Raw genomic sequence first — 10759 nt, 5'->3', positions numbered from 1 at the left:
GGATCCGCCCGTCGCCGCCCGTCGTGGACGAGACCTCCGCCGGCGGCATCGTCGTCGACGTGGTCGACGGCGTCGCGTACTGCGCCGTGATCGCGCGCCGCAACCGCGCGGGCCGGCTCGAGTGGTGCCTGCCCAAGGGCCACCTCGAGCTCGGCGAGACCGCCGAGCAGGCGGCCGTGCGCGAGGTCGCCGAGGAGACCGGCATCACGAGCCAGGTCGTGCGCCACCTCGCGACCATCGACTACTGGTTCGCCGGCCACGAGCGTCGCGTCCACAAGGTCGTGCACCACTACCTCCTCGCCGCGCTCGGCGGCGACCTCAGCATCGAGAACGACCCCGACCACGAGGCCGAGCAGGTCGCGTGGGTCGAGCTCGACGTGCTGCCCAGCCGCCTCGCCTACCCCAACGAGCGTCGTGTCGTGGCGATGGCGCGGGACGTGCTCGTCGGCCCGTCGTGACCCGGGGTCGCGCTGCGGCCCGCCTCGCCCGCGCGCTGCTGGGCCTCGCGGTGCTCGCGCCGGTCGCCGCGCTCACGCCCGGCGCCGCGCTCGCGGCGACGGCTGCGCCGTCCGCCGGCCCGACGGCGAGCCCCACGAGCGCCACCCCGAGCGCCACCCCGAGCGCCACCGCGTCCGCCACAGCGACCCAGCCCGACGACTCACCCGCCGTCCGCCTCACCCTCTCCGACCTCGCCCCCTCGGTCGCGCGACCCTCCGACACGCTGCGCCTGACCGGGACGATCACCAACGCGACCGACCAGGCCTTCGTCGACCCCGTGCTCACCATCGGCGTGCAGCAGGTCGTGCCGCGCACCCGGACCGCGCTCGAGCGCTGGTTCGCCGAGGACTCCGCACCCACGGCGCGGCTCGAGCTGACCCGGCAGGAGTCGCTGCGCGTGGAGGCCGGCGCGACGGCGGCGATCGTGCTCGACGTCCCGGTCACCGACCTCGGCTTCCCCATCCGGTTCGACAACTGGGGCGCGCGTGGCCTCGAGATCACGCTCACCAGCGGCGACGTGCAGGCCGTCGTGCGGACCGTCGGCGTGTTCTACCCCGAGGAGGGCGTCGAGGCCGCGCTCGACGTCGGCGTCCTGCTGCCCGTCACGCCCAGCGCGACCGAGTGGACCAACACCCTCGAGGCCGGCGGGAGCCCGGCGTTCGTGTCGACCGCGCGCACCCAGGCGCTGCTCGACGTCGCCGAGTCCGGCGCGACGCTCGCCGTCGACCCGGTCGTCCTGCCCGACTCCGACGGCGTGCTCCCCGCGACCGCCCCGCTCCTCACCCTCCCGTGGGCGGACGCCGACGAGGCGGTGCTGCCGGTCGCCGGCCCGGCAGGCGACGAGCTGCTCGCGCGGGCGCGCGAGCGCGCCGCCGCGAGCTTTGCCGGGACCCGGTGGACGCCGAGCTCGAGCGTCGCGTGGCCCGCGTCGCCCGGCGTGACCGCCGACCTCGTGCAGGCGCTCGTCGACGACGGCTACGACGGCCTCGTGCTCGCCGACGACGCCCTCCCGGCGGCCCCGCTCGGCACCGCCGACGCGCGCGTCGACCTCACCCTCGCGGGCGACTCGACCAGCACGGCCGGCTCGACCAGCACGGCCGGCTCGACCGACACCCTCCCCGCCCTCGTCGCCGACGCCGGCCTGTCCGACACGCTCGCGGGGACCGGAACCGTGCCGCACGCGGGTGTCACGGCCGCGCTCGCCCAGCGCCAGCTCGCCGTCGCGACCACCGCGGTGGTGGTCCAGGAGACCCAGGCGCCGACGGAGGTGCTCGCGCTGGTGGACCGGACCGCGGCCGCAGCCCTGACGCCTCAGGACGCGCGTGCGCTCGAGGACACGCTCGCGGCGCTCGCCTCGGCGCCGTGGGTGAGCCTGACCGACGTCCCGACGCTGCTGGCCCGCCCCGCCGCGGCCACCACGCCGGCGACCGACCTCACAGCCGCCTCCGCGCTGACACCCGACCTGCAGGGCGTGGTCGACGACACGGTGGTGCTGGCCGAGGAGGCACAGCGGCTGTCCTCGGCCTTCACCGATCCGGAGCAGCTCGCGGCGCTCGGCACCGGCGTGACCGACACCCTCGCCGTCGCGCCGTCCGCCGCCTGGCGGCTCGGCGGGCAGACCGGCGACCTCGCATTGCAGCGCGTGAGCGACGCGCTCGCGACGGCGTCGACCGGCGTCGCGGTCGCCGTGCCGCAGAGCCTCGTGAGCATGCTCGCGGAGGAGGGCGTGATCCCGCTCAGCCTCACCAACACCCTCGAGGAGACGGTGACCGTGCACGTGCACGTCCGTCCCGGCCAGGCGATCCTGCGGGTCGAGGACACCCCCGACGTCACACTCGCCCCCGGCCAGTCCGAGACCGTCCGGGTGCCGGTGACCGCGGTCGCGAACGGGCAGACCACGCTCACCGTCACCGTGACCAGCCCCGACGGCGCGCCCATGGCGCAGACCAGCCGGTTCACGGTGCGTGTCCGGGCCGAGTGGGAGTCGGTGGGACTCGGCATCGCCGCCGCCGCGCTCGCCGTGCTCCTCGTGCTCGGGCTCATCCGCACGATCCGGCGCGGTCGCCGTCGGGCCGACGGGGTGCCCCGATGACCCGCTCGCGCGGCATCGCCAGCGCGACCGCGACGATGTTCTCCGGGACCCTCGTCTCGCGCGTCCTCGGCTTCGTGCGCGGCGGCCTCATCGCCGTCGCGCTGTCGTCCGCCGGCGGTGCGGCGGCGTCGTTCGCCGTCGCGAACACGCTCCCCAACACGATCTACATGCTGCTCGCGGGCGGCGTCATCAACGCCGTGCTGGTCCCACAGCTGGTGCGTGCGGCGCGGCTGCCCGACGGCGGACGCGAGTACACCGACCGCCTCCTCACGGTGGCGACGGCCGGGCTGTTCGTGGTCACCGTGGTCCTCACGCTGGGCGCGGGACTGCTCGTGCGCCTGTACGCGAACCAGATGAGCGCCGACTGGCTGCCCGTCGCGTACGCGTTCGCCTACTGGTGCGTGCCGCAGGTCTTCTTCTACGGCCTGTACACGCTGCTGGGCCAGGTGCTCAACGCGCGCAGCGTTTTCGGGCCCTACATGTGGGCGCCCGTCGTCAACAACGTCGTCGCGATCGTCGGCCTCGTGGTCTACCTGCGCCAGTTCGGCGCGATGCCGACGAACCAGCTCACGGCCGCGCAGTTCGGCGCCGACCGCATCGTGCTGCTCGGCGCGACGGCGACGCTCGGCGTCGCGCTGCAGGCGATCGTGCTGGTCGTACCGCTCTGGCGGGCCGGGTTCCGCTACCGGCCCCGGTGGGGCCTGGCCGGCCTGGGTGGCGCGACGCGGATGGGCGGCTGGACGTTCGCCGCGCTCGCCGTCGGGCAGGTGGGGTTCCTCGCCGTCTCGAACGTCGCCGCCGCGGCCGGTGCGCGCGGCGACGCCGCGGGCTCGATCTACGCGGACAACGCGACCTACCAGCTCGCGTTCACCGTGTTCATGCTGCCGCAGTCGCTCGTCGTGGTCTCGCTCGTCACCGCGATGTTCACGCGGCTGTCGGAGAAGGCCGCGGCGCGCGACCGGTTCGGGGTGCGCAGCGACCTCTCCTTCACGATGCGCACGGTGAGCGTCTTCACGGTCATCGCGACCGCCGTCGTGATCCTCGGCGCGCACGACCTGGCCACCCTCATCACGCTCGGCAGCCAGGAGGCCGACCGGGTGAGCCAGCTCTCCCACGTGATCGTCGGGCTCGCCGTCGGGATCCCCGCCCTCGGGCTGTGGAGCGCGGTGCAGCGCGTCTACTACGCCTACGAGGACGCCCGGTCGCTGTTCTGGATCCAGGTCGTCATGGCCGTCGTCGTCGCCGGCGGGTCGTTCGCCGGGATGCTCCTGCTCTCACCGTCGACCTGGGTGGTCGGCGCCGCCCTGGCGATCGCCGCGTCGTACGTGCTCGGGTCCGTGATCGGCTACCTCGGGCTGCGCCGGCACCTGCCGAGCATCGACGGCGCGCGCGTCTTCCGCACGCACCTGCGGCTCGTGCTCGCCGTCGTGCCGCCCGTGGTGGTCGGCGTGCTGCTCGGCATCGTGTGGACGGGTGGCTCCCTCGCCGTCTCGGCGGTCCGGCTGATGCTCCTCGCGCTCGTGATGGGCGCCGCGTACCTCGCAACCGGCCGCGCGCTGCGGATCTCGGAGGTCAGCGGGCTCATGGACCGGGCGGCGCGCCTGCTGGCGCGCGTCGGTCCCCTGACCGACCGGCTGCGTACCATGGTCTCGGCGCGAACGTCTCGCGCGGGGACGACCGAACGGGGTGCGGTGACCCAGCTGGGGTACGACGCGGTGGCCGTGGGCCTGCTGCTCGCCGACCGTTACCGCGTGGACCAGCAGGTCGACTCCGCGATCCCCGGGATCGCCGCCTGGCAGGGTCGCGACACCATCCTCGAGCGCCGCATCGACGTCCTGTCCGTGGCCCCCGAGCGCGCGAACGCGGTGCTCGACGGTGCGCGCCGCGCCTCGCTGCTGTCCGACCCGCGCCTGCCGAAGGTGCTGCGCGTCGGCGAGCACGAGGGCACCGGGTACGTCGTCCTCGAGCCGTTCGCTGCGCGCACGCTCGCGCAGGTGCTCGACGGCGGAGGTCACCTGCCGCCCGACGTCGCCCGGTCGATCGCGGGCGAGGTCGCCAGCGCCCTGGAGACGGGGCGTCGCCGCGGCGTCCACCACCTCGGTCTCGTGCCCGAGCTCGTCGGGTTCACGAGCACCGGTGGCGTCCGGGTCGCCGGCCTCGGCCTCGTCGGGCCCGCGGGCGGGCTCGCCCCCAGCTCCACCGAGGCGGCCCGCGCCGACGCGCGCGCCGTGGCCGACCTCTACGCGACCATGACCGGCGCGGACGCGGCGCCCGTGGCCGACGGCGAGCTGCACACCGCGTCGAACGTCGTCGTCGCGCTCGCGCCGTGGGCCGCCGTGCCGCCGCTCGCCGAGCTCGGTGCGCTCGCCGCGCCCGCCGCCGGGAGCGGCGCCCCCGATCCGGCCGGTGCGACCCCCGCTCCCGGTCGCCCCGCCGAACCCTCGTCAGGGCGCCCGACGGCGGACCTCGCCGTCGGCACGCCGCTCGCCGGGGCGGTGGTCGGGTCCGTCGTGGAGCCCGAGCACGACGCCGACCTCGCCGAGCTGGCGTCCCTCGAGGGCGACGAGGTCGCCGTGGCCGACGTGACCGCGGGGGGCATCGGCGCTTCGGGCGACGAGGATGCCGAGGATCTCGTAGGTGTCGCCGGCGCCGCGGGAGAGCCCGGCGATGCCGCGGTCTCGACGGCGAGCGACGGCGACGAGGAGCTGCGCGAGCTCGCGGCGGTCGACGGCGCGCTCGTGGACGAGACCGCGAGCTTCGGCGACGCGTGGCAGCCGGCCATGAACGACCTGTCCGCTCCCCCGACCCTCGGCGCGGTGCTCGCCGGATCGGACGCTGCGGGGGCCGCTGGTGCTGCTGGCGCTGCGACCCCGACCGAGCAGACCGCGGGTGCCACCGACGACCCGACCACGGCGCCGTCCACCGTCGCGGCGGCTGGTGCCGGGCTCGCGGGGGTGGGCGCCGCCGTCGCCGGCTGGCTGCGTCGCCTGGACGCCGCCGTGCCCGCCGCCGAACGGCCCGCCCGCGAGGGCGGGACCGGTGCCGAGGGCGCGGCCGGCACGGACGCGTCCGCCCCGGGCGACCCCTCCCCGGCAGCCTCCGGCGCCACGGCCGCGCCCGTGACCCCGCCGGCACCCGTCGCCGACTCCTCGGCGTGGACGGTGCACCCGGGCGAGGGCATCGCGAAGCCGCCGGCTGCGTTCGACGAGGCGATCGGGCAGTGGGTCGACAACGAGGCGCCGGGCGAGCCGGCCGCTCTCGACGGCGTCGCCACGGCACGGCACGGCAGCGGCGCGGCGGTCGCCGCCGCGCTCGCGTGGTTCCAGGGTCGCCGTGAGGTCTGGGGCGAGCAGCGTGCGGACGCGGCCGAGCGCCGGGAGCTCGAGCGGGCCGAGCGTGAGAAGGCCGCCGCGGAGCAGGCCGAACGCGACCGCGTGGCAGCGGCCGAGCGCGCCGAGCGTGACGAGCAGGAGCGGATCGCCGCCGAGCAGGCAGCGCACGAGCAGGCCGAGCGGGACGAGGCTGCCGCCGCCGCGCTCGCGGCCGCTCCGCCCGCGGCTGCCCCCGACCCGGCGCCCGAGTGGGTCCCGACCGGGTCGGCGACCACCGTCCTCCCGGGCGAGCCCGTGGCGCCCACCCGGGCGATGCCTGCCGTCGCTCCGGGCGCGTCCGAGGGCGCCGGCGCAGCGCCTGCTCCCACGCCCACGCCTGTGCCCGAGGCCCCGGTGCCGCCCGCGCGGCCGGCCGACGACCGCGCCGAGCGGGACGCGGCCGCCTACCAGGTGCCCGTCCGCCGCCGCGGCACGTGGGGCACCATCAACGCCACGCCGTTCGTGCTGCTGCTCGTCCTGGCGGGCGTGGTGTGGGTGTTCTTCGCGGCCATCGGCTCGCTCGTCGACGCCGCGCGGAGCGGCGTGTCGGACGAGACTCCCACCCCGGCGCCCAGCCCCAGCCCGACGGCCGAGGCCGGCCCCGGATCGGACCCGTTCTCGGCCGGCGTGCTCGAGGCCGCCTCCGACGCCGCTGCCGGCACCACGACGCACGCCGCGAGCGAGCTCACCCCCGGGCACGAGCCCGGCCCCGCCGACCTGCCGGCCTGGCTCACCTCGTTCTGACCGCCACGCGCGAGGCCGGCCCGACGGCCGCCGGCCGCGCCGCTCGGGAATGCGCGCGACCTAGAATCGGTTCTCGTGCATGCCCGGCCCGTTCCGGCCGGCGACCCGAGGAGACAGCCCCACCATGACCGACACCCCCGTCGAGACCCCCGTGCGCGACGTCGTCATCATCGGCTCCGGCCCCGCCGGCTACACGGCCGCCGTGTACGCCGCGCGAGCGAGCCTGCAGCCGATCGTCTTCGCGGGCAGCGTGACGGCCGGTGGGGCGCTCATGAACACCACCGAGGTGGAGAACTTCCCGGGCTTCCCCGAGGGCGTCATGGGTCCCGACCTCATGGAGCACATGAGCGCGCAGGCCGAGCGGTTCGGCGCGGACATCCGCTACGAGGACGTCGCGTCCGTCGAGCTCGCGGGCGACGTCAAGGTCATCACCACGGCCGACGGCGACGTCGAGCGCGCCCGCACCGTCATCCTCGCCACCGGCTCGGCCTACCGCGAGCTGGGGCTGCCGGACGAGAAGCGGCTGTCCGGCCGCGGCGTCTCCTGGTGCGCGACCTGCGACGGGTTCTTCTTCCGCGAGCAGCACATCGTCGTCGTCGGCGGCGGTGACTCCGCGATGGAGGAGGCGACCTTCCTCACCCGGTTCGCGAGCAAGGTCACCGTCGTGCACCGCCGCGGCGAGCTGCGCGCGTCCAAGATCATGGCCGAGCGGGCGCAGGCCGACCCGAAGATCTCCTTCGCCTGGTACAGCGAGATCGCTTCGATCCAGGGCGCGGACAAGGTCACCTCGGTCACGCTGCGCGACGTGCGCACGGGCGAGGAGCGCGAGCTCGACGCGACCGGAGTCTTCGTCGCGATCGGGCACCTGCCCCGCACGGAACTCGTCGCGGGCCAGGTCGACCTCGACGAGGCCGGCTACATCCGCGTCGCGCACCCCACCACCGAGACCAGCCTGCCGGGCGTGTTCGCGGCGGGCGACGCCGTCGACCACCTCTACCGGCAGGCCATCACGGCCGCGGGCACGGGCTGCTCGGCCGCGCTGGACGCGGAGCGCTACCTGGCCGCGCTCGACGCCGGTCAGGACCCCGCAGAGGACCCGCTGCTCGCCGTCGACGGCGCACCCGGGCCCTTCGGAGACCAGGACGGGACGCTCGCGGGCGTACGCTGACCCACCGAGGGACCGCCGTCGCGGTCCCCGCGCGCCCCGCCGGTCCGCACCGGCGCGCCTCGGCCCAGGGCGCGGCCTCGTTCCCGACGTGCGGAGAGTGATGTGAGCATCATCAGCGACGTGACCGACGCGACCTTCGCGGAGGAGGTCCTGGCTCACGACGGCGTGGTCCTCGTCGAGTTCTGGGCGGCCTGGGCCGGCCCGTGCCGGCAGCTGCAGCCCGTCGTCGAGGAGCTCGCACGCGAGCTGTCCGGGAGCGTCAAGGTCGTGAAGGTGGACACCGAGGAGAGCCCCGAGGTCGCCCACCGGTACCGGATCTCCTCGATCCCGACGCTGCTCGTGGTGCGCCGCGGTGAGGTCGTGGCCACGCTGCTCGGCTCGCGCTCCAAGGCCGCGATCCGCGAGACGCTCGCCGGCATCGCGGCGGCGTGAGGGGAAGTCGATGACGTCGCACCAGCCGACCGGGTCCACCGGTCCGAGCGGTCCCACCGGAACCGTCGTGCCTGCCGCGTCCACCGGGACGCGGCTGGACCCCTGGTACGGGTCGTACTCCGCCCGCACCCACGGGATGCGCGCGTCCGAGATCAGGGCGCTGTTCGCCGTCGCGAACCGGCCCGAGGTGGTCTCGCTCGCGGGCGGGATGCCGAACATCGCCGACCTGCCGATGGGCCGCTTCGCGGACACCGTCGCCGACCTCCTGCGCACGCGCGGCACGCGCGCGCTGCAGTACGGCTCCGGCCAGGGCGAGCCGGAGCTGCGGACCCAGATCACCGAGGTCATGGCGCTGGAGCAGATCAACGCGCACCCGGACGACGTCGTGGTGACCACCGGCTCGCAGCAGGCGCTCGACCTCGTGGCGCGGATCTTCCTCGATCCGGGCGACGTCGTGGTGGCCGAGGCGCCGAGCTACGTCGGCGCGCTGGGGGTCTTCCGCGCCTACGAGGCCGACGTGGTGCACACACCGATGGACGCCGACGGGCTCGTGCCGGAGGCCCTCGACGAGCTGCTCACCCGGCTCGCCGCTCAGGGCCGGCGCGCCAAGCTGCTTTACACCGTGCCGAACTTCCACAACCCGGGCGGGGTCACGCTCTCGCTCGAGCGGCGCCCGCGGGTGGTCGAGGTGGCGCGCCGGCACGGCGTGCTCATCCTCGAGGACAACCCCTACGGCCTGCTCGGCTTCGACGGCGACCCGCTCCCGGCGCTCGCCTCGTTCGCGCCCGACGACGTCGTCTACCTCGGCTCGTTCTCCAAGACGTTCGCGCCCGGGTACCGCCTCGGCTGGGCGCTCGCGCCGCACGCCGTACGCGAGAAGCTCGTGCTCGCGAGCGAGTCGGCCATCCTGTGCCCGTCGGTCGCCGCCCAGCTCACGGTCTCGGCCTACCTCACGCAGTTCGACTGGCGTGCGCAGGTCAAGGAGTACCGCCTCATGTACGCCGAGCGCCGCGACGCCATGGTCGGCGCGCTCGCCGAGCACCTCCCGACCTGCTCGTGGACGACGCCGGAGGGCGGCTTCTACGTGTGGCTGCGCCTTCCGGACGGCCTCGACTCGCGCGAGATGCTGCCGCGCGCCGTCACCTCGCTCGTCGCGTACGTGCCGGGCACCGCGTTCTACGCCGACGGGCAGGGCAGCACGCACCTGCGACTGTCCTACTGCTACCCCACGCCGGAGCGGATCGTCGAGGGCGTGCGGCGGCTGGCCGGCGTCGTGAACGCCGAGGCCGACCTCGTGCGCATGTTCGGCACAGCCGCCTCGCGCCCCCACGGCGTCGAGTCACCTGCCACCGGGACGCTGTGATGGCGCTCGTGGATCCCGACGTCGTCGCGGTGGACCCTGCCGAGGCGGCGGTACCACCGAGCTCGCCTGCAGCCGCGGCGGCCTCTCGGACGGAGGCTCGCTCCCGCCCGCTCGAGGTGCTCGTCCTCGCGGGCGGCCTGTCCCACGAGCGGGACGTCTCGCTGCGCTCGGGTCGCCGGGTCGCCGACGCACTCGAGGACGCGGGCGTGTCCGCGACCGTGACCGACGTCGACTCCGACCTGCTGCCCACGCTCGATCGCCTGCGCCCCGACGTGGTGTGGCCGCTCCTGCACGGCTCGACCGGCGAGGACGGCTCGATCCGCGACCTCCTGGAGCTCGTCGGCGTGCCCGCCGTCGGCACCGGTTCCGCGGGCTCGCGCATCGCCTGGAGCAAGCCGGTCTCGAAGACCATCCTCGCCCGCGCGGGCGTCGCGACGCCGGAGAGCGCCACGCTGCCCGCCTCGGTGTTCCGGGAGGTGGGCGCCCGCGCCGTGCTGGACCGCGTCGTCGACCGCCTCGGGCTGCCGCTCGTGGTCAAGCCGGCCAAGGGCGGTTCGGCGCTCGGGGTGAGCGTGGTGACCGACGTCGACGCGCTGCCCCAGGCCATGGTCACGTGCTTCTCCTACGGCGAGGTCGCGCTCATCGAGCGCGCCGCCGTCGGGACCGAGCTGGCGGTGTCCGTGGTGGACCTCGGCGAGGGTCCCGTCGCGCTCCCGCCCGTCGAGATCGTCGTCGAGGACGGCATCTACGACTTCGACGCGCGGTACAACGCCGGCCGCACCGAGTTCTACGTGCCGGCTCGGGTGCCCGCGGAGCACGCGCGCGCGGCGCAGGACGCCGCCGTCACCGCGCACCGGGTGCTCGGCCTGCGCGGCCTGTCCCGGACCGACCTCATCGTCGACGACGACGGCGTGCCCTGGTTCCTCGAGGTGAACAGCGCGCCGGGCATGACGGAGACGTCCCTGCTGCCGCTGGCGGCCGAGGCCGCCGGTTACGCCCTGCCGGACCTGTACCGCGCGATCGTCGAGCACGCACTGCGCGGCTGACTCCGCGTCCTGGTGGGCCGGGACGCCCCGGCGGGCCCCGCCGTC

The 10759-nt window shown here is 75.5% G+C and carries 7 protein-coding genes; all 7 read left to right on the top strand.

Annotation, left to right across the window (positions count from 1 at the left end):
• The first annotated feature begins 23 nt into the window (after positions 1–23).
• The 7 genes from AC3AQ1_RS08935 to AC3AQ1_RS08905 all read left to right on the top strand — a co-directional run bounded on the left by AC3AQ1_RS08935 (position 24) and on the right by AC3AQ1_RS08905 (position 10714).
• A complete protein-coding gene (locus AC3AQ1_RS08935; protein WP_370445270.1) occupies positions 24–458 on the top strand; it encodes an NUDIX hydrolase in 435 nt (144 codons plus the stop codon).
• The gene (locus AC3AQ1_RS08930; protein ID WP_108718691.1) at positions 455–2590 is read left to right on the top strand and encodes a DUF6049 family protein; all 2136 of its coding nucleotides are present in this window, start codon (positions 455–457) and stop codon (positions 2588–2590) included. Before AC3AQ1_RS08935 ends, AC3AQ1_RS08930 begins: the two co-directional genes overlap by 4 nt.
• Positions 2587–6705, top strand: a complete 4119-nt coding sequence (locus AC3AQ1_RS08925; protein ID WP_304595654.1) for a lipid II flippase MurJ — start codon at positions 2587–2589, stop codon at positions 6703–6705. Before AC3AQ1_RS08930 ends, AC3AQ1_RS08925 begins: the two co-directional genes overlap by 4 nt.
• Positions 6706–6829: 124 nt before the next feature.
• Positions 6830–7873, top strand: a complete 1044-nt coding sequence (gene trxB / locus AC3AQ1_RS08920; protein WP_108718690.1) for a thioredoxin-disulfide reductase — start codon at positions 6830–6832, stop codon at positions 7871–7873.
• A 120-nt stretch (positions 7874–7993) separates the two neighbouring features.
• The gene (gene trxA / locus AC3AQ1_RS08915; protein ID WP_234417437.1) at positions 7994–8305 is read left to right on the top strand and encodes a thioredoxin; all 312 of its coding nucleotides are present in this window, start codon (positions 7994–7996) and stop codon (positions 8303–8305) included.
• 10 nt (positions 8306–8315) lie between these two features.
• Complete coding sequence (locus AC3AQ1_RS08910; protein ID WP_108718688.1) at positions 8316–9668, top strand: aminotransferase-like domain-containing protein; 1353 nt, start codon at positions 8316–8318, stop codon at positions 9666–9668.
• A complete protein-coding gene (locus AC3AQ1_RS08905; RefSeq protein ID WP_108718687.1) occupies positions 9668–10714 on the top strand; it encodes a D-alanine--D-alanine ligase family protein in 1047 nt (348 codons plus the stop codon). The genes AC3AQ1_RS08910 and AC3AQ1_RS08905 overlap by 1 nt, the downstream gene beginning before the upstream one ends.
• Positions 10715–10759 lie beyond the last annotated feature (45 nt).

It is taken from the genome of Miniimonas sp. S16, assembly GCF_057748195.1.
The sequence above is the reverse complement of the archived record's forward strand: the minus strand, read 5'-3'. Positions and strand labels throughout refer to the sequence as shown.

Bases quoted from the DNA above. Each gene is read 5' to 3' on its own strand.
- trxB (WP_108718690.1), top strand. From the start codon at position 6,830: ATGACCGACACCCCCGTCGAGACCCCCGTGCGCGACGTCGTCATCATC.
- AC3AQ1_RS08905 (WP_108718687.1), top strand. From the start codon at position 9,668: ATGGCGCTCGTGGATCCCGACGTCGTCGCGGTGGACCCTGCCGAGGCG.
- AC3AQ1_RS08910 (WP_108718688.1), top strand. From the start codon at position 8,316: ATGACGTCGCACCAGCCGACCGGGTCCACCGGTCCGAGCGGTCCCACC.
- AC3AQ1_RS08925 (WP_304595654.1), top strand. From the start codon at position 2,587: ATGACCCGCTCGCGCGGCATCGCCAGCGCGACCGCGACGATGTTCTCC.